The organism is Mesorhizobium sp. 1M-11, assembly GCF_001303895.1.
Taxonomy (GTDB): domain Bacteria; phylum Pseudomonadota; class Alphaproteobacteria; order Rhizobiales; family Rhizobiaceae; genus Mesorhizobium.
In genome coordinates, this window is the sequence record NZ_LJSD01000075.1 from 29765 (window position 1) to 46878 (window position 17114).

At 62.0% G+C, this 17114-nt stretch carries 20 protein-coding genes; 6 read left to right on the plus strand and 14 right to left on the minus strand.

All coding sequences use genetic code 11. The annotated features are described in order from the left end of the window. On the minus strand, positions 1-1122 hold the full coding sequence (locus AO692_RS29525; RefSeq protein ID WP_054313615.1) for an LLM class flavin-dependent oxidoreductase: 1122 nt from the start codon (positions 1120-1122) through the stop codon (positions 1-3). A gap of 107 nt (positions 1123-1229) precedes the next feature. On the opposite strand from AO692_RS29525, the gene AO692_RS29530 reads away from it, so the two are divergent. Then, positions 1230-1820 (plus strand): winged helix DNA-binding protein, encoded by a 591-nt coding sequence (locus tag AO692_RS29530; protein ID WP_054313616.1) that lies wholly within the window; start codon positions 1230-1232, stop codon positions 1818-1820. A 101-nt stretch (positions 1821-1921) separates the two neighbouring features. On the opposite strand, the gene AO692_RS29535 is transcribed toward AO692_RS29530, so the two are convergent. Next, positions 1922-2812, minus strand: a complete 891-nt coding sequence (locus AO692_RS29535; RefSeq protein ID WP_054313617.1) for a DMT family transporter — start codon at positions 2810-2812, stop codon at positions 1922-1924. Positions 2813-3041: 229 nt separating this feature from the next. Between AO692_RS29535 and AO692_RS29540 the strand changes: the two genes are divergently transcribed. Next, positions 3042-3536, plus strand: a complete 495-nt coding sequence (locus AO692_RS29540) for a MarR family transcriptional regulator (RefSeq protein WP_054313618.1) — start codon at positions 3042-3044, stop codon at positions 3534-3536. A 55-nt stretch (positions 3537-3591) separates the two neighbouring features. Here AO692_RS29540 and AO692_RS29545 read toward each other — a convergent pair whose 3' ends face one another. From AO692_RS29545 to AO692_RS29560, 4 genes are read right to left on the minus strand one after another with little or no spacing between them, the layout of a single operon-like run. Then, complete coding sequence (locus tag AO692_RS29545) at positions 3592-4017, minus strand: DUF1178 family protein (protein WP_054313619.1); 426 nt, start codon at positions 4015-4017, stop codon at positions 3592-3594. Next, positions 4014-4880, minus strand: a complete 867-nt coding sequence (locus tag AO692_RS29550; protein WP_054313620.1) for a carbon-nitrogen hydrolase family protein — start codon at positions 4878-4880, stop codon at positions 4014-4016. The genes AO692_RS29545 and AO692_RS29550 overlap by 4 nt, the downstream gene beginning before the upstream one ends. A 33-nt stretch (positions 4881-4913) precedes the next feature. Then, on the minus strand, positions 4914-5183 hold the full coding sequence (gene grxC / locus AO692_RS29555; RefSeq protein ID WP_054313621.1) for a glutaredoxin 3: 270 nt from the start codon (positions 5181-5183) through the stop codon (positions 4914-4916). A 40-nt stretch (positions 5184-5223) separates the two neighbouring features. Further along, positions 5224-5997 (minus strand): ComF family protein, encoded by a 774-nt coding sequence (locus AO692_RS29560; protein ID WP_152980023.1) that lies wholly within the window; start codon positions 5995-5997, stop codon positions 5224-5226. Positions 5998-6056: 59 nt separating this feature from the next. On the opposite strand from AO692_RS29560, the gene AO692_RS29565 reads away from it, so the two are divergent. After that, complete coding sequence (locus tag AO692_RS29565) at positions 6057-6929, plus strand: methyltransferase domain-containing protein (protein ID WP_054313622.1); 873 nt, start codon at positions 6057-6059, stop codon at positions 6927-6929. Positions 6930-6945: 16 nt separating this feature from the next. On the opposite strand, the gene AO692_RS29570 is transcribed toward AO692_RS29565, so the two are convergent. The 6 genes from AO692_RS29570 to AO692_RS29595 all read right to left on the minus strand — a co-directional run bounded on the left by AO692_RS29570 (position 6946) and on the right by AO692_RS29595 (position 10500). Continuing rightward, a complete protein-coding gene (locus AO692_RS29570) occupies positions 6946-7125 on the minus strand; it encodes a Flp family type IVb pilin (RefSeq protein ID WP_054313623.1) in 180 nt (59 codons plus the stop codon). A gap of 94 nt (positions 7126-7219) precedes the next feature. Beyond that, positions 7220-7531: a hypothetical protein gene (locus AO692_RS29575; RefSeq protein ID WP_054313935.1), complete on the minus strand. Its 312-nt coding sequence runs from the start codon at positions 7529-7531 to the stop codon at positions 7220-7222. Between the two features lie 87 nt (positions 7532-7618). Beyond that, on the minus strand, positions 7619-8041 hold the full coding sequence (locus tag AO692_RS29580; RefSeq protein WP_054313624.1) for a (deoxy)nucleoside triphosphate pyrophosphohydrolase: 423 nt from the start codon (positions 8039-8041) through the stop codon (positions 7619-7621). Further along, on the minus strand, positions 8038-8811 hold the full coding sequence (locus AO692_RS29585) for a GNAT family N-acetyltransferase (RefSeq protein ID WP_244483549.1): 774 nt from the start codon (positions 8809-8811) through the stop codon (positions 8038-8040). The genes AO692_RS29580 and AO692_RS29585 overlap by 4 nt, the downstream gene beginning before the upstream one ends. A gap of 4 nt (positions 8812-8815) precedes the next feature. Further along, positions 8816-10057 carry a bifunctional glutamate N-acetyltransferase/amino-acid acetyltransferase ArgJ gene (gene argJ / locus AO692_RS29590; RefSeq protein WP_054313625.1) on the minus strand — a complete coding sequence of 414 codons (1242 nt, stop codon included), beginning with the start codon at positions 10055-10057 and terminating at the stop codon, positions 8816-8818. 194 nt (positions 10058-10251) lie between these two features. Then, a complete protein-coding gene (locus tag AO692_RS29595; protein WP_054313937.1) occupies positions 10252-10500 on the minus strand; it encodes a hypothetical protein in 249 nt (82 codons plus the stop codon). A 108-nt stretch (positions 10501-10608) separates the two neighbouring features. Between AO692_RS29595 and AO692_RS29600 the strand changes: the two genes are divergently transcribed. Beyond that, positions 10609-11199 (plus strand): TetR/AcrR family transcriptional regulator, encoded by a 591-nt coding sequence (locus AO692_RS29600; RefSeq protein ID WP_280138696.1) that lies wholly within the window; start codon positions 10609-10611, stop codon positions 11197-11199. A gap of 109 nt (positions 11200-11308) precedes the next feature. Here the strand turns inward: AO692_RS29600 and AO692_RS29605 are convergent, their stop codons facing one another. Continuing rightward, positions 11309-12229 (minus strand): peptidylprolyl isomerase, encoded by a 921-nt coding sequence (locus AO692_RS29605; RefSeq protein ID WP_054313627.1) that lies wholly within the window; start codon positions 12227-12229, stop codon positions 11309-11311. Between the two features lie 241 nt (positions 12230-12470). Here AO692_RS29605 and secA point away from each other — a divergent pair, with 241 nt between their 5' ends. Then, a complete protein-coding gene (gene secA, locus AO692_RS29610) occupies positions 12471-15197 on the plus strand; it encodes a preprotein translocase subunit SecA (protein WP_054313628.1) in 2727 nt (908 codons plus the stop codon). Between the two features lie 20 nt (positions 15198-15217). On the opposite strand, the gene AO692_RS29615 is transcribed toward secA, so the two are convergent. Further along, positions 15218-15589: a hypothetical protein gene (locus AO692_RS29615; protein WP_054313629.1), complete on the minus strand. Its 372-nt coding sequence runs from the start codon at positions 15587-15589 to the stop codon at positions 15218-15220. A gap of 229 nt (positions 15590-15818) precedes the next feature. Here AO692_RS29615 and AO692_RS29620 point away from each other — a divergent pair, with 229 nt between their 5' ends. Next, entirely contained in the window at positions 15819-17111 is a 1293-nt protein-coding gene (locus AO692_RS29620) for a hypothetical protein (protein ID WP_054313630.1), read from the plus strand. Positions 17112-17114: the final 3 nt, after the last annotated feature.

Genomic DNA, 17114 nt, shown 5'->3' on the forward strand with positions numbered 1-17114 from the left:
TCACGCCGCAGAGCGTGTGGCGGCAGGCGCCATGCGTATCCCGCGCTGTTCGAGGATCGGAAGCACAGCGTCGCGGAAATAGGGGAATTCCTCCGCGTAATCGACAAAAGACAGTGTCGTGCCGCGGAAGCCGGCCTCGTATAGAGCCGTGATTCCGTCGGCGACCTGCTCCGGCGTGCCTATGAGAGGAAAACCGCCATGACCGGCGGCCATGCGGTCCCGGATGAGGGCGAGCAGATCATGCGGGAACGACTGCGCGTGCGCGAATTGCAAACGCACCAGATTGTCTACCGCTGCCCAGTCGGCATTGGTGCGGCCGAAATGCTCCAGATAATCCTTTGCTTCCTTCTCGGTCGGCCGGCACACGACATGCGAGAAGGTCAGCACATCGACCTCGCGGCCGGCTTCAAGTGCCTGGCCCTTGAGCGCCTGGATCTCGTCCTTCGAGCGCGCCAGATCGATCGCCGGCGTGAACAGGAAGTTGGCGTTGCGAACGGCAAAGCGTCGCCCTTCTTCCGAACCGGCGGCATTGAGGATCGGAAGTGGCGACGACGGCCGCGGATCGCCGAGCACATTCTTCAGCTTGAAATAGGTGCCGTCCCAATCGAAGGCTTCGGTGCGGCTCCACAGTGCCTGGATGATATCGAACCATTCCTGTGCATAGCCGTAACGCGTGCTGTGGTCGTCGGGCAGCGTCAGCCCCAGCGCTTCATATTCCGGCTTGTTCCAGCCGGCGACGATGTTGAGACCGATCCGGCCGGCGCCGATCTGATCGATGGTTGCGAGCTGCTTGGCAACGACGACGGGGTGGTTCGCCGTCGTATGGGTCGTGGCAAAGACGGTGATGTTGCGCGTGAGGGCAAGCAGTCCCGTCGCCCAGGTGATCGTTTCCAGCACATTGCCGTGGAAATTGGTCTCGCCGCCATACCCGATCCAGCGCGCGATCGGCAGCATGAAATCGATGCCGGCGTCATCGAGAAGCCGCGCCAGCCGGAGATTGTTGTCCCAGGAATTGACCCACCGCTCCGGCACTTTGGTAACGGTCATGCCACCGGAGCAATTGGAAGCGAAAGTGCCAAGAAAGAAGGGTTGCGCGGCCGCGCCGCCGTCGAGCATGCTCATTTCTACGTCCTCACCATTTGTTATATTTTATGATAGAAAGTCTATCATAAAACAACATGGACGCAACCCGGTCACCTGGTGCATGGTCCCTGCGCGAGGAGGCATGGATGAGAGCCAAGAAGACATCGAACCAGCAGAGGGATCTTCTCGACCGCGGCTGGCACCTGGCGCGCACGCCACTCGAGATCGACGTCGCCGAAATCGAATACGCGCTGATGCGCTCCTACGAGGCTTTCGGTCGCTGGCAGGCCGAATGCCTGGCGACGGTGATCGAATTCTCGGCGAGCGGTCCTGAGAACGCACTGCTGCATATCATCCGCATGAACGACCGGCCGAAGAGTATCCGTGACCTGGCGCAGATGACCAACCGCGACGACATCCCCAACATCCAGTACAGCCTGCGCAAGCTGGTGAAAGCCGATCTCGTCAAGCGGCAAGGCAGCGGCCGCGCCGGTGTCACCTATGAGGTCACACCCTTGGGGCACCGCGTGACGGAACGCTATGCCGATATCCGCTCAGCGCTTCTGATCGACGCGGTGACGCGCGTGCCCGACCTCGCAGACAGGCTGGAGGACGCGGCACGCACGCTGGAACTGATGACGGGCATCTATGAGCAGTCCGCCCGCGCCGCCGCCACGCATCGCCGGCGCCACCCGCAGCCCGAAGTGATCGGCGCCCGCGAGGACGACGAAGGCTAGAGCAATTTCAGCAAAAGCGCACAGCGGTTTTGCGTCCCGAATTGCGTAAAAACAAAGAGTTGGAACGCTTCCGCGAAAAGCGGAACCGTTTTAGAGGCGGATCAGGCCGCCTGCCGCTGCGCCTTGGCGGTGACGAACACACCGGCCACGATGATGGCCGCACCTGCCCAGGTCAGCCACTGATAGTGCTCGCCGAGGAACAGCGTACCCGAGACCAGCGCGATGGCCGCGCCGACATAGCCGATCTGGCTGAGGTAGACCGGACCGCCGACCGCCTGGAGGCGGAAGTAGAAGGCAAACATCGCTGCTCCCGTGACCACCTGGGCCAGCACCAGCCAGGGCACATTGACCAGCGTACCGAACGAGCCTGCCTGACCAGAGAAGAGCAATCCGCCAAACAGCATCGCTGCCGCTGCAAGGTGACTGCCGACAGCCAGTTCGATGGCATCGGTACCCGTCGGCCAGTCGATGGTGCGATAGATGTTGCCGGCGGCGAGGAAGACCGGGATCAAGAGGCCGATCAGTACCCAGAACAGGTCTGCCGGCTGACCGGCTTCGCCTCGGGTCAACGCAACCATCAGCGCTCCTGCAAAGCCCACCACGATACCGATCACACCGAGCAGATTGGGACGACGCACGCCGAAGAGAATCGACAGGGTGAGCGTCACCACCGGCGAAAGCGTGAACATGATGCCGGTGTAACCGGCGCCGAGATGCGGGATGGCCGAGAAGATCAGGAAATTCGGGATTGCGAAGGAGATTGCTGCGGCGATGATGTAGTAGCGCAGTTTGTGCCCCGTCATCACCAGGCGGTGGCGCCGATAAAACAGGACCAGCAGAAGCGCGCCGCCAATACCGAAAGAGGTCATGAACGCCCACAGCATCGGCGGCACGGCATTGGCCGTCGCCAGCTTGCCGAGGGGCAGCGTCAGACCGAGCAAAGTGCCGGTGATCAAAAGCAGGCCGAAGGCCGAATCCCAGACCGATTTCATCGAAGCGCCCGCGCGATTCTCTTCAGTTAGCGTTGTCATGATGACGATCCCCTACATGCTCAAGCAACCCGCCGCTCGTCGACCAAGGCGCTCTCATGGGCTTCCGGTTGGACGGCGACTTTTGGCCAATCTGATCTCCCGGCGGACAAGGCTACTTGGCGATTGTTGACCAATGGCATATCATTTAACGAAAAGAATCTTAATGTCAAGATACTTCATGGTGAGATAGATGGATCGTGCAGCGAACGCGGTGGCGCAATGGCGGAAGGAAAGGCCGGACCTCGACGTCCGCCCCATGGCGGTGTTTGGCCGCCTCAGCTACGCCGCCCTCGTGGTGGCGCGGGACAAGTTGAACCCCCTGTTCGCCCAATTCGGCCTGCAGAACGGCGAGTTCGACGTTCTGGCCACCTTGCGGCGCTCGGGTGCGCCTTTCGCGCTGACGCCGACGGCGCTCTATGAAGCCACGATGGTGACTTCAGGCGCCATGACCAACCGGCTCGACCGGTTGGAGAAGGCAGGATTGATCGCCCGTGCGCCACATCCGCAGGACCGCCGCGGCGTGATCGTACAGTTGACGGAAAAAGGCCGTGCCCTCATCGACGAAGCCGTGACTGCCCACGTCGCCAATGAGCATCAGGTTCTCTCCGTACTGACGCGTGACGAGCAGGAGCAACTGGCGGCGTTGCTCGAAAAGCTGATCAAGGGGCTGAACGCAAACGATTGAGTGCCGGCGGCGAACGCCGCTGACACGCCTGTGGCTCAGCGGAATGCGATCAAGATCAGTTGCGGTCGTCCGGGAAGGTCGGGATCGGCATGAATTCGACGCCGTCTTCAGCCAGGCCTTGAGCTTCCTCAAGCGTTGCTTCGCCGTAGATCCCACGCGGGTCGGCCTCGCCGAAGTGGATCTTGCGCGCTTCCTCGGCGAATTTGTCGCCGACATAGTCCGAGTTCTCACGCATCTTGTCGGCCAGCGCCTTCAGTTGCACCATGGCCTGACGCTGCTGCTCGCCCATGGCCAGCGCCATCTTTTCCTGCTTGCGGCTGGTCGAAACGGCAGGCGCCATCAGCGCCTTCTCGACCTTGTGCGAACCGCAGGTCGGGCACTCGACGAAACCGCGCTTTTTCTGCTTGTCGAAATCGTCATTGGAGCGGAACCAGCCTTCGAAATCGTGTTCCTGCTCGCACAGCAGTGAAAAGCGGATCAAGACGCGGCTCCTCTGAGCGACGCCGGCTCGGCTTCAAACCGGCGCAACGAAAAATCGCGCGCGTTCTTCAGATTGGGGATCTTCGCGCGCGCCGCAGCCGATTGTGCCGGGTCGATTTCCGCCACGATCACAGCCGGCTCATCGTGATCTGCCTCGGCAAGGATACGTCCCCACGGGTCGACGATCAGCGAATGGCCATAGGTTTCGCGGCCATCCTCATGGAGACCGCCCTGCGCCGCAGCGATGATGAAGGCGCCGTTCTCGATCGCGCGCGCCCTCAGCAGCACATGCCAGTGCGCTTCACCGGTCTGCCGGGTAAAGGCAGCAGGAACCGACAACACTGCGGCGCCGCCCAATGCCTCGGTGCGGAAGAGTTGCGGGAAGCGCAGATCATAGCAGATGGCGAAGCCGAGTTTCGTACCGGCAAGATCGACGACGCCGGCTTCGGTCCCCGCCTCGTAGGCCGAGGATTCCCGCCAGCTTTCGCCATTGTCCAGATCGACGTCGAACATATGGATCTTGTCATAGGACGCGAGCGTCTTGCCATCCGGCGCGATCAGCAAAGCGCGATTGGCGAGCTTGCCGTCGGCTCGCAGGATGGCAGTCGAGCCGATGTGGAAATAAATGCCGAGTTCACGCGCCAACTGCCTGGCCCTGGCGACGACGACATCCTTGTCCTCGCTGGTGAATATGGCCTGCTTGGCATCCTTGTCGCGTACCAGGGCACCAGTCATCTCCGGCGTCTGCACATAGGTGGCGCCCTGTGCTGCCGCCTCGCGTACAAGGCGCTCCATGTCAACGGCATTGCGTTCCGGGCTGGTGCCGGACCGCATCTGAATGGCGGCGGCCTTGAAAACACCCATCGTCTCGTCCTCGCTCTTGATCGTCTCGTGCGTTCAGCGCACCGCCGCGCCGGCAAGCAGCGGATCGAGTCGTCCTGCGGCTTCCAGCGCATGCAGATCGTCACAGCCGCCGACATGCACGTCGCCGACGAAGATCTGCGGGAAAGTGGCGCGGCCGTTGGCGCGCTGGATCATTTCCTGGCGCAGCTCCGGCGAAAAGGATGCGTCGTGCTCGGTATAGGCTACGCCCTTCCTGTCGAGAAGCCGCTTGGCGGCCGCGCAATAGCCGCACATCATCCGTGTGTAGATCGTCACGTCGACCATGGGTCAACAATCCTGCCCAAACCATAGCTTGTCATGAAACCTATATAGTCTCGGACTCGTCGGCCCGAAAGTCCCCCGGCAGGACCCGCGCGAAAGTGAGCACGTCGACCGCGCTGGCCCCCTTTCTTTTCAACGTCTTGGCGACCGCCTTCACGGTGGCGCCGGTTGTGTAGACATCGTCCACCACAAGGACACGCCGACCGGCGATTTCGATTTCCGCCTCTGGCGGCACCTGGAAGGCCGTACGAACATTCTCCTCGCGCTGGTGGCGTTCCAACCCGACTTGCTGACGAGTCATCTTCACACGTCGAACGGCTTGCGGCAGGAAACGCAGCCCCGATTGGCCGGCAAGAGCTCGCCCAAGTTCGGCTGACTGATTGAACTTGCGGCGAAAGAAGCGCCTCCAGTGCAGCGGGACCGGCACGATGACATCCGCTTCGCCAAGCAGTTCCGCGCCGGCACGGGCCATCCAAAGCGCCATCCAAGGGGCAAGGTCGGTGCGGTCGCTGTATTTCAACGCCTGCACCATCTGCCTGGCCACCCCCGAATAAACAGCCGCAGCCCGTGCCCGCTCAAAAGGCGGAGGATCGGCGATCGCCTCGGCAGACAAGAAATCCTCGCCCATATCGTGTGTGAAGGGCGTTCCCATGACCGGGCACCAGGGGCGTTCCAGAAGCCGGAGCTTTGGCCAGCAATCGCCGCATAGGACGCCAGGTCGGGAGACGTGACGGCGGCAACCGGCACAGGCTGGCGGAAACAATATCCGCGCCGGCCATTGCAATGCCGTCTGGGCTAGCCCCTTGATATCAGCCATCGGATCGGCCACGTGATTGCCCGTCTCAAGAACCAGCATAGCAGAAGCAGGACCCGTCTTTGCAGCCCTTGTTTGATACCGCCCTCTGGTTGACGAGGAAACGTCGGGCACTTGCCCAACCAACCTCAGGCGCGGATTTCCTGATGCAACGCGCCGCAGATGATTTGGCCGACCGGCTGGCAGCGGTCGAACGCCGCTTCAGCAACGCCGCAGCCTTGTTCTGCCAGACCGCGCATGCCGCCGAGGCCCTTGCCTCCAGCGGCAAGGTCGACGAAGTCATCCGCGTCGAAGCCGATCCTGCCTTCCTGGCCGATGGTGCGGGAATGGTCACTGCGCCCGAGACAGTACCGTTCGAGCCTGGCAGCCTCGACCTGATCGTATCGCTCCTTGCCCTTCAGTCGATGAACGACATTCCGGGCATGCTGGCCCAGATCCGCCGCGCGCTGAAGCCTGACGGTCTCTTCCTCGGCGCGATGACCGGCTCCGGCACGCTGGCCGAGTTGCGCGAAAGCCTGCTTGCGGCGGAAACCGAACTCCATGGCGGCGCAAGTCCACGCGTCATCCCCTTTGCCGATGTGCGTGATGCCGGCGCACTGCTGCAGCGGGCTGGGCTCGCACTGCCCGTTGCCGATGTCGAGACGGTGACGGTTCGCTATGGCACCCCGTTCGGCCTCATGAATGATCTGAAGGCGATGGGTGAAACAAACGCCTTGATCGACCGCAGCCGGCGCCCGATGAGCCGCGCGCTGCTCGCCCGCGCCGCCGAGATCTATTCCGAACGATTTTCCGATGGCGATGGTCGCGTGAGGGCGAGCTTTTCGATCATCTGGTTGTCCGGCTGGGCACCGGACGCTTCGCAGCAGAAGCCGCTGAAACCCGGATCGGCAACTGTATCGCTGGAGAAATTCCTGAAGGAATCCGGACAGGGATAACAGGCAGGTTTGCAGCCTATTTAACGCTCAAGGCCTGGACGAGCCTGCTCTCGTTGTCGCTCCAGAGCCACTGCAGCACGCTGGCAAGGTTACCGAAACCCAGAATGATGGCTGCGGCCATCAGGGAGCCGACCAGCGCGTATTCGATCGCCGTCGCGCCTGTCTCGTTTTTGAAAAATCGCCGCAGCAAGGACATGACCACCTTTCCTGTTCGGCCTACCTTAGCGTCGACTGATTTACAAAGGTTAACGGGGTAGGCTTAACGGGCGGTGAATCCGCCGGGCCAACGCTCAGCACGCGCCCGAGCGGGTACCGTTGTCGCGGATGACGCACACGGCATCGGGGCTCGCCTGCAGCACGCTGCGCCGCACGGTATAGGTGCTCGTGCGGCCAATGGATCCGGTGCTCATCATGTCGAGCCCTGCCTGCGGATCGGCGCTGGCGAACCGCTGTCCCAGCCGGCTGTCGAGATAGGAAGCACCAAGGATTGAAAGTGCCACCGCCGCCGATCCAAACAGCAGGGTGACCCTCAACACGCCCATGCCGATCTTGCCCAGCGAACGCTGCGGACGGATATCCGCCCAATCCCGATCAATGCTCATGCGCCACCCCAAGACGGCATCTTTGCCGCAGCCCGGGATCACTCTTTCACGAGTGGATTAAACCTCTGTTAACGCTAATTGTGGCGATCAGAGCAGATCGATCAGGAAAGGGATAAGCGGCGCATCCGCAGGCGGCATCGGATAGTCGCGCATCTGTTTCGGCCGCACCCATTTCAGCGCCTGCGCTTCCTTCGGCTCCGGAGTGCCCCAGAAGCGGCGGCAGACGTAGAGTGGCATCAGCAGGTGAAAATCGTCGTAGCTGTGGCTGGCGAAGGTCAGTGGCGCGAGGCAGGCCGTCTTGGTTTCGATACCAAGTTCCTCGTGAAGTTCGCGCACCAGGCAGTCTTCCGGTGTTTCGCCCGGCTCAACCTTGCCGCCTGGAAATTCCCACATGCCGGCAAGCTGCTTGCCTTCCGGACGCTGCGCGATCAGCACCCGGCCGTCGGCATCGACCAGAGCGCATGCGACGACCAGAAGCAGCCTCTTTGGCTTGGACAGTTCAGAGTTCATGCGGAGGCCGGCTGCCTGTAGTGGTAACGATAGACCTCCTCGAAGCCGAGCCCATGATAGAGGGCAAGCGCCGGCGCATTGTCGGCCTCGACCTGCAGCCAGGCCTCGCGAGCGCCACGCAGCCGCGCCCATTTCAGGGCTGACAGCACCAGTTGGCGGCCGTATCCCTTGCGACGCACTGTCTTGTCGGTGGCAATCTCGAACAGTCCGGCGAGATCGCCATCGTGCACGCAGATCAGCGTCGCCATTGCCTCATCACCGCGTTCCAGCGCGAACAGCCCAGCTTCCGGCTGGATGGCGCCGATGATTTCCGACAGGCCAGGCCGCAACGAAGCGTCGGCACCATGTACTTTCAGCGTGGCGGAAACGAAGCGGCTGATGTCCTTGAGCGGAATCTGGTCGAGGACGTCATCGACCGGTGCCTTTGCAAGCGACATGCGCATGACCAGCGAATCGCCGAAACGCGACCAGCCTTCGGCGTCGAGATGCCGCGAAAGAGCGGCCCCTGCCAATGGCGAAATGCGGAAGGTCAGCGGCCGTCCGTAGGCCTCGAAGCGGCGGCCTGCGCGCGCGATGCGCTCGGGCAGTTGATGGACGTCGTTAGGGTCGAGCGGATTGATCGAATTCAACCGCTTGGCCGGGTGACCGGCCGTCAGCCGCACCACCCATGTGCCGTCATAGTGCGCCGCCGCAGCCGGCCATGCACGAAAGCCCGCCGCTTCGTAGCGACGAACCTTGGCCAGCACGGTGGCAGGGTGCTGCGGGTTCAACAAATCAACTCCGGTAGTCGCCGTTGATGGCGACATACTCCTTGGTGAGGTCACAGGTCCACACCGTCGCCTTGCCGCGGCCTATGCCGATGTCCGCGCGAATGACGATGCTGTCGCGCTTCATATAGGCCGAGGTCGCCGCTTCCGAATAGGCGGTGTCGCGCTCACCATCGACAGCAAGCCTGTTGTCGCCGAACCAGATCGCCAGGCGATCGCGGTCAGCGGGCTCACCGGCCTTGCCGACTGCCATGACGACCCGGCCCCAATTGGCGTCTTCTCCGGCGACGGCGGTCTTCACCAGCGGCGAATTGGCGATCGACAAGGCGATGCGCTTGGCCGAGCGGGCCGACTTCGCGCCCGTCACAGTGACTTCGATCTGTTTGCGGGCGCCCTCGCCGTCGCGCACCACCTGGATGGCAAGCGCCTTCAGCATCTTGTTCAGGGCGCGGCGGAAGGCGCCGAGACGCGCGTCCTTGGCATCGGTGATCTTGGCCGCGCCGCGCTTGCCGGCGGCACCGGTCGCAAACAGAAGCAGCGTATCGCTGGTCGAGGTATCGCTATCTACCGTCACCGCATTGAAAGTCTTGGCCGTACCCTTGGAAAGCAGATCCTGCAGCACCGGCGCGGCGATCGGCGCATCCGTGGCAACGAAGGACAGCATCGTCGCCATATCCGGCGCAATCATGCCGGCGCCCTTGGCGATGCCGTTGAGGGTCACGTCGACATCGCCCAGCTTGACCGTGGCCGTGACCACTTTCGGATAGGTGTCGGTGGTCATGATCGCCTTGGCCGCCTCGATCCATTGATCGGGCCGCGCTTCCTTGACCATGCCTGCCAGGAGATGGCTGTATTTGTTGGGGTCGAGCGGCTCGCCGATCACGCCAGTCGAGGCGAGGAACACTTCTTCCGGCGCGCAGCCGGCGGCCTTGCCGGCGGCGATTGCGGTCATGGAGGTGGTCTCGCGGCCCTTCTTGCCGGTGAAGGCGTTGGCGTTGCCGGAATTGACCACAAGCACGCGGGCTTCGCCCTGGCCTAGGTTCTGGCGGCACAGATCCACTGGCGCCGAGGGGCATTTCGAGCGTGTGAACACGCCTGCGACAGCCGTGCCGGGATCGAACACCATCGCCAGAAGGTCGGTGCGGTTCTTGTATTTGATGCCTGCTTCCGCCGTCGCGATGCGCACCCCCTCGATTGCCGGCATCTTGGGATATTTCTTCGGGGCGAGCGGGGAAATCGTAGCGGACATGAAGAACCTCGGCAGTCCGGAAGACGGTAAGGGGCACGCACCGTTTGCCCGATAGCGCGAGGCTTCGCAAGGCGTTTTCTAGTGTCGGGCGTCGCGGCTGTCCTGCGCATCGCCCGATCGACTTTCGGAAAGCACGAAGCGCAGCTTAAAAGTGTTAGAGCGTCCTTTGCGCGTCAGGATGGAAACACGGCGCTCTAACGCACAACCGGGTTGATGAATCCGCGAAACACGCGCTGAACGATCGGTATCAGCCCCCAGATTATTGCCGTGACCATGGTTGGCGCGATGACCAGCGTGCGCTGCCAGATCTCCCACTCTTCCGTCAGCGGTGCCAGCACGTACAGGATCGTGGTGATGAGTGGATAGACACCTGCAAGCACGAGCAGAGCGAAGCGGGATCGGGAAAATCGGGACGGGGCGGCAACAGGCGAACCGGCGGACATGACGACCTCCATAAGAACGATACGTTTCGTTACATATAGAACGGTCCGTTTCGTTTCGTCAAGAGTTGATGTATGGTGGTCGGCAAAGTTTCGAGGAGCGTGAGCGCGTTGACTGCGAGCGAAGGAAAGGCCCGCCGTTCGATCGGCGCACGGCGCAACCCCGCCAGCGCCGAGGCTATTCTCGAGGCGGCCGAGGCCGTGCTCCAGGAAGACGGCTATTCCGGTTTTTCCATCGAGGCCGTGGCACGCCGCGCCCGCGCCGGCAAACCCACCATCTATCGCTGGTGGCCGAGCAAGGCAGCGCTGCTGATCGACGTGTACCAGCGCCAGAAGCATATCGACTATCCGGACACGGGGGATCTGGAGAGGGATCTGGCGGGATTCCTGACAGGTTTGCTCGCGCATTGGCGCGACACGCCTTCAGGAGCGATCTTCCGTTCCATCGTTGCCGAGGCGCAGTCGGATGAAGCCGCCGCGGAAGCGCTCGCTGCCTATGCGGCCAGCCGTCGCGTCGAGCAGGGCAAGATAACCGAACGCGCCAAGACACGCGGTGAGGTCGCCGACGACGTCGACCCGCTGCAGGTAGCGGATATGGTGTCGTCCTATGCGTGGGTCCGTCTTCTGACCGGACGCCTGGATGAGGATGAGGCCAAGATCCGCGCCGCCGTCCGGATCATCGTCCACGGCATCAAGACATAGAGCGTTTCCGTTTTTCACGGAAACGCTCTAACAGGCAAACAAAAAAGAGCGGCGCCTTTGCAGGCACCGCTCTTTCAAATCTGTCCGCCGGATCGGCGGGAAATTGCAACTACTTGCCGGCGCTGCCCTCGGCCGCTTCAACGGCCTTGCGCAGATTCTCGTCGGGAATCTCGACCTTGGCGGCCTTGCGCGCTTCCTTGACGGCCTCGAAATACTTGTCGCGGATTATCGCCGACTTGGCCTGATCCTTGACCTGATCGAAGGCCGGCGGCTGCTGCTGGCGCTTGTCCTCGAGCTTGATGATGTGCCAGCCGAACTGCGTCTGTACCGGCTCCTTGGTGTATTTGCCGACTTCCAGCGCCATTGCCGCCTTTTCGAATTCCGGTACCATCTGGCCGGGACCGAAGAAACCGAGATCGCCGCCATTGGTCTTGCCGCTCGGATCACTGGTGTTCTCGTTAGCAAGCTTCTGAAAGTCTTCGCCGGCGTCGAGCTTCTTGACGATGGCGTCCGCTTCTTCCTTCGTCTTCACGAGAATGTGACGGGCATGCACTTCGTTGACGGGCGGCTGCGCGGCGATTTCCTTGTCGTAGCGAGCGCGGATTTCGGCATCGGTGATCTTGCCGACCACTTCTTTCTCGACCAGTTCACCATGCAAGGCGCGCTGCTGAAGGAAAGCGGCGCGACGCTGGAATTCGGGATCCTTGTCGAGCCCATCTGCAATGGCCTTGGCGGAGAGAACCTTGATCTCGATGGCAGCCGACAGTGCCGCGGCACGACGCTGCTCCGCGGGAAGCTGTGCGAACTGACGTGACAGTTCTCCTTCGGCAAGCGTCAGATCCGCCTCGGTAATTGGCTTGCCGTCCACAGTGGCGATGACCGCGTTGGGATCGACCGGCGCCGGCGCCGGAGCCGCGGCGGCGTCCGCCGGTTTGGTTTCCTGGGCAGCGAGCGGCGAAACGGACAAAGCCGACAGGCCGATAGCCAGACCGAGGCTGGCTAGCGACACGCGGCGAAACAACAAGGTCATGCGAAAGAGCTCCGATGAGAATGATTGGGTCTTTTGATCAGCCGGAATGTGGCAGAATTAGGCGTTCCGCGGCTCAGTAACGCAGCGTTGACATCGATTGTGCCCCCTCTTATCTGTCCAACCACTTGGCGTCCAGAACCGTTTTTCCGGGCGCTTTTTGGTGTTTTTCCGTTCAAGCGGGTTTGCTGGATGCCTCCGCATCCGCTCTCGCGCCCAGGATTGCAAGCGAAAGGACCATTGAATGGTCAGTCTCGGCGGTCTCGCCCGTAAGATTTTCGGCTCTTCCAACGACCGCCGTGTCAAGTCGACCCGGCCTCGGGTCGAAGCGATCAACGCCATGGAAAACGAGATGCGCGCGCTCTCCGACGCAGAGCTTACCGCCCGCACCGGAAAATTCCGCGAGGATATCGCCAATGGCGCTGAGCTGGACGACCTGCTGATCCCCGCCTTTGCCACCGCGCGCGAGGCGGCGCGAAGGGTGCTGGGCCTGCGGCCGTTCGACGTGCAGCTGATCGGCGGCATGGTCCTGCACAATGGCGGCATTGCCGAAATGCGCACAGGCGAGGGCAAGACGCTGGTCGCCACCCTGCCCGTCTATCTCAATGCCCTTGCCGGCAAAGGCGTGCATGTCGTTACCGTCAACGACTATCTCGCCACGCGCGACGCCGAATGGATGGGTCGTGTCTATAAATTCCTCGGCCTCAGCGTCGGCATCATCGTACACGGCCTGTCCGACGAAGAGCGTCGCGATGCCTACGCCTGCGATGTCACCTACGCGACCAACAACGAACTCGGCTTCGACTATCTGCGCGATAACATGAAATATGAGCGCGCGCAGATGGTTCAGCGCGGCCACAATTACGCGATCGTCGACGAAGTGGATTCGATCCTCGTCGATGAGGCGCGCACCCCGCTCATCATCTCCGGTCCGCTCGAGGACCGCTCGGATATGTACAACACCGTCGATGCCTTCATCGTGAAGTTGCAGCCTGTCGATTACGAGGTCGACGAGAAGCAGAAGACGGCGATCTTCACCGAAGAAGGCACCGAGAAGGTGGAGAACATGCTGCGCGGCGCCGACCTGTTGAAGGGCGAGTCGCTTTACGACGTCGAAAACGTCGCCATGGTCCACCATGTCAACAACGCGCTGAAAGCTCACTGCCTCTTCCAGCGCGACAAGGACTACATCGTACGCAACGGCGAGATCGTCATCATCGATGAATTCACCGGCCGCATGATGCCCGGCCGCCGCTATTCGGAAGGCCTGCACCAGGCGCTTGAAGCCAAGGAGCATGTGCAGATCCAGCCGGAGAACCAGACGCTGGCGTCCGTCACCTTCCAGAACTATTTCCGCATGTACAAGAAGCTGGCCGGCATGACCGGTACCGCGCTGACCGAGGCGGAAGAGTTCGGCAACATCTACAATCTCGAAGTCACCGAGATCCCGACCAACCTGCCCGTCAGCCGCATCGATGAGGACGACGAGGTCTATCGGACGGTCGAGGAGAAATACAAGGCGATCGTCAGGGAGATCCGTGAGGCCAACGCCAAGGGACAGCCGACGCTGGTCGGCACGACGTCGATCGAAAAGTCCGAACAACTGGCCGAACGCCTGCGCCAGGACGGCTTCGAGGATTTCGAAGTCCTCAATGCCCGCCATCACGAGCGCGAAGCGGCGATCGTTGCCCAGGCCGGCAAGCCCGGCGCCATCACCATTGCCACCAATATGGCCGGCCGCGGCACCGATATTCAGCTCGGCGGCAACGCCGACATGCGCATTGCCGAGGAATTGAACGACATGCCTGCGGGGCCTGAGCGCGAGGCGCGGGAAAACGCCATCCGCGAGGATGTGAAGCAGCTCAAGGAAAAGGCACTCGCCGCCGGCGGCCTCTATGTGCTCGCCACCGAACGCCACGAGAGCCGGCGCATCGACAATCAGCTGCGCGGCCGCTCCGGCCGTCAGGGCGACCCAGGCCGCTCGAAGTTTTTCCTGTCGCTGCAGGATGACCTGATGCGCATCTTTGGTTCCGAGCGCATGGACGGCATGCTGCAGAAGCTCGGCCTCAAGGAAGACGAAGCGATCATCCACCCGTGGATCAACAAGGCTCTGGAGAAGGCCCAGAAGAAGGTCGAGGCACGCAACTTCGACATTCGCAAGAACCTTCTAAAATATGACGATGTCTCCAACGACCAGCGCAAGGTCGTGTTCGAGCAACGCATCGCGCTGATGGACGGCGAAAGCCTTTCCGAGACGGTTGCAGAAATGCGCAACGACGTCATCGACGAGATCGTCGCCAAGGCCATTCCCGAAAATGCCTACGCCGAGCAATGGGATATTGCCGGCCTCAAGGCCGAGGCACAGCAGTACCTCAATCTCGATCTGCCGATCGAGGAATGGGCCAAGGAAGAAGGCATTGCCGAGGATGACATCCGCGAACGCATCGCCAAGGCGGCCGACGAAGCCGCCAACGAACGTGCGGGCCGCTTCGGCCCGGACGTGATGAACTACGTCGAGCGGTCCGTCGTCCTGCAGACGCTGGACCATTTGTGGCGCGAGCACATCGTCAATCTTGACCATCTGCGCTCGGTGGTCGGTTTCCGCGGCTACGCCCAGCGCGATCCGCTCAATGAATACAAGGGTGAGGCCTTCGAACTGTTCCAGGCCATGCTCGGCAATCTCCGCCAGGCCGTGACTGCGCAGCTGATGCGCGTGGAGCTGGTGCGCGAGGCGGCCGACGCACCATTACCGGAGGCGCCGGAGATGTTCGGCCAGCACATCGATGCCAGCACCGGCACGAACGATTTCGGTGAAGGCGCGGATGTCGCTGTTCTGGAGGATGCGCGCGTCGTTCCCGCCGAGCAACGCGACCCGCAAAACCCGGCAAGCTGGGGTAAGGTGGGCCGCAACGAACCCTGCCCCTGTGGTTCGGGCAAGAAATTCAAGCACTGCCACGGCGCCTTCGGCTGACGGCAGGCGCTACCGCGCCGCTATTTCTGCTTTGGCGAGGCCAGTTGCAAGGTGAAAACCGTGCCCGCCATGCCGTCCGCCAGCTTCGGCGCCAGGGCGAGCGGCACGCATTTCTGAACGGCGTCGGTCGCCGCCTGCACGAACTGCTTGCGCTGGTCGGCATCGCCGTCCACGCGAATGCTGGTCGCCTTGGGCAGACCAATCAACGATCCGTCACGCTTGAAGCTGAATTGCAACGTGACTGAACCTTTCGCCGCACCGGAGGGTGGATTCCAGCAGTTCTGCAGCGCAGAGCCGACATCGTCCATCGTGTTCAAGGGTTCGGCCGCCAATTCTCCAGCCGACTGCCCGATGACCAAGGCCGCCAGCGCAATACCGCATGCGATCTTCATGGTGTATTCCTCCACGTCGGCTCCCTCAACTTCCGACGATTTTCAAATGAATATCCGCCGGCCTTTGTTCCCTTGGCCCAATCAGCTTTTCCGAGAGTAGGCAGGGGCTCCGCAAAGCGGGGACCGGCCGTCTCGACAGGGCTGTCAGCAGGCGGTCGTTATGACAACATCGAGGGCAGACATTATCCGAAACTTTGCTAAAAAGCGGCGGGGGCGGTGCGAGGTGGATATGCTTGCTGGGATTGCAAGGCCGATCGGACTGACGCTGCGCCTGCTCTGGCGTTTCTGGCCACAACTCATTGCATTGGTGCTGCTTGGACTGATCGCCAACGGCTTGTTCATGCGGCTCGCCACGCATGTGGCGATTGTGAATCATATGGCCGGCTTGGCATTGCTGACGCTGGTGGCCCTCACTCAACTCGTTGTCACAGTCGCCATGTTCCAGACATTGCGGCCAGCGCTGCCCGCGGTGCGTGCTGCTCAGGCGGTCGCGAGAGGCGAAACAGGCGAAGAGTCCAGCGCCGGTGGCAGTGCCCGCCTCGCCAATATGGTCACCGTCGCGCTGCTGCCATTCTTCGCTTACTACGCCGCCTGGGGTTTCCTCGGCGACACCGTGCGACAGTATTCGCGCGCTGCGCTCGACCTTGCGCCATTCGGTGAATCCGGAAACGTGCTGGATGTGCTGGATTCGCGCTGGCTGCTGTTTTCGGTCGCCATTTCCTGGGTGATCCGGCGCGTTGCCAAGGACATGCAAAAACGAGGTGGTGCATCCTCGGCCTGGCAGATCATCGTGGTCATCTGCGAGACCAATTGGATCTTCATCGGTCTCTACGTCATCAGCCGCTGGAAGGATGTCGCCCTCTCCTGGGTCATGAGCCGCAACATCGGTTCTTTCTTTCAGGCCACGGCAGAGAGCATCGCCACGCCCGTCGGCAACGCCATGGCGGCAGCGCCAATGGTGCCTGTCGAAATGATGCCAGCCAGTGCCTCGAGCACACTGATCAGCCTGTTCTTCTACATGCTCGTGCCGGTGATCTGGCTGGTGATGGCAGCGCTGATCTACGGTTATGACGTGCGCGACGATAAGGAATTGATGCGCGTTCACCAGCGGGTCGGGCGCCTCGGCGAGCGCTACAAGGCGATCCCGAAATTCCTGCGCGACTTCGTCGAACATTTCATCAGCGGTTACCGCTCGCGCTACCTGCCGATCGCCAATGGCGTGAGGCTTACTCTAAGTTCCGGCGTGTTGCTGATCGTCGTTCTGATCGTCGGCTATCGCCTGATCGACTGGGCAGCTGCCTGGGCCTGGTTGGGCGCAACGCGGCTGATCGGCCCGCATGAGCTCGACAGCTGGCAGGTGCTCGCACATGGCGTGACTTTCCTGTTCGGCAGCCCGTTCCAGGACAGTTCCACCGGAATCCTGGTTGAACCGCTGCGTATCTGTCTGCTCGCCGCCGTTCTGGAAAGCGCATTTGCACTGCCAAAGCGTGCTTCCACGGCGGCTGTCGACGCGGCCGCCTAGCAG

Coding starts and splice junctions, on each gene's coding strand:
- AO692_RS29525 (WP_054313615.1), bottom strand. CDS start 1,122: ATGAGCATGCTCGACGGCGGCGCGGCCGCGCAACCCTTCTTTCTTGGC.
- AO692_RS29530 (WP_054313616.1), top strand. CDS start 1,230: ATGAGAGCCAAGAAGACATCGAACCAGCAGAGGGATCTTCTCGACCGC.
- AO692_RS29535 (WP_054313617.1), bottom strand. CDS start 2,812: ATGAAATCGGTCTGGGATTCGGCCTTCGGCCTGCTTTTGATCACCGGC.
- AO692_RS29540 (WP_054313618.1), top strand. CDS start 3,042: ATGGATCGTGCAGCGAACGCGGTGGCGCAATGGCGGAAGGAAAGGCCG.
- AO692_RS29550 (WP_054313620.1), bottom strand. CDS start 4,880: ATGGGTGTTTTCAAGGCCGCCGCCATTCAGATGCGGTCCGGCACCAGC.
- grxC (WP_054313621.1), bottom strand. CDS start 5,183: ATGGTCGACGTGACGATCTACACACGGATGATGTGCGGCTATTGCGCG.
- AO692_RS29560 (WP_152980023.1), bottom strand. CDS start 5,997: ATGGCTGATATCAAGGGGCTAGCCCAGACGGCATTGCAATGGCCGGCG.
- AO692_RS29570 (WP_054313623.1), bottom strand. CDS start 7,125: ATGTCCTTGCTGCGGCGATTTTTCAAAAACGAGACAGGCGCGACGGCG.
- AO692_RS29575 (WP_054313935.1), bottom strand. CDS start 7,531: ATGAGCATTGATCGGGATTGGGCGGATATCCGTCCGCAGCGTTCGCTG.
- AO692_RS29580 (WP_054313624.1), bottom strand. CDS start 8,041: ATGAACTCTGAACTGTCCAAGCCAAAGAGGCTGCTTCTGGTCGTCGCA.
- argJ (WP_054313625.1), bottom strand. CDS start 10,057: ATGTCCGCTACGATTTCCCCGCTCGCCCCGAAGAAATATCCCAAGATG.
- AO692_RS29595 (WP_054313937.1), bottom strand. CDS start 10,500: ATGTCCGCCGGTTCGCCTGTTGCCGCCCCGTCCCGATTTTCCCGATCC.
- AO692_RS29605 (WP_054313627.1), bottom strand. CDS start 12,229: ATGACCTTGTTGTTTCGCCGCGTGTCGCTAGCCAGCCTCGGTCTGGCT.
- secA (WP_054313628.1), top strand. CDS start 12,471: ATGGTCAGTCTCGGCGGTCTCGCCCGTAAGATTTTCGGCTCTTCCAAC.
- AO692_RS29615 (WP_054313629.1), bottom strand. CDS start 15,589: ATGAAGATCGCATGCGGTATTGCGCTGGCGGCCTTGGTCATCGGGCAG.
- AO692_RS29620 (WP_054313630.1), top strand. CDS start 15,819: ATGCTTGCTGGGATTGCAAGGCCGATCGGACTGACGCTGCGCCTGCTC.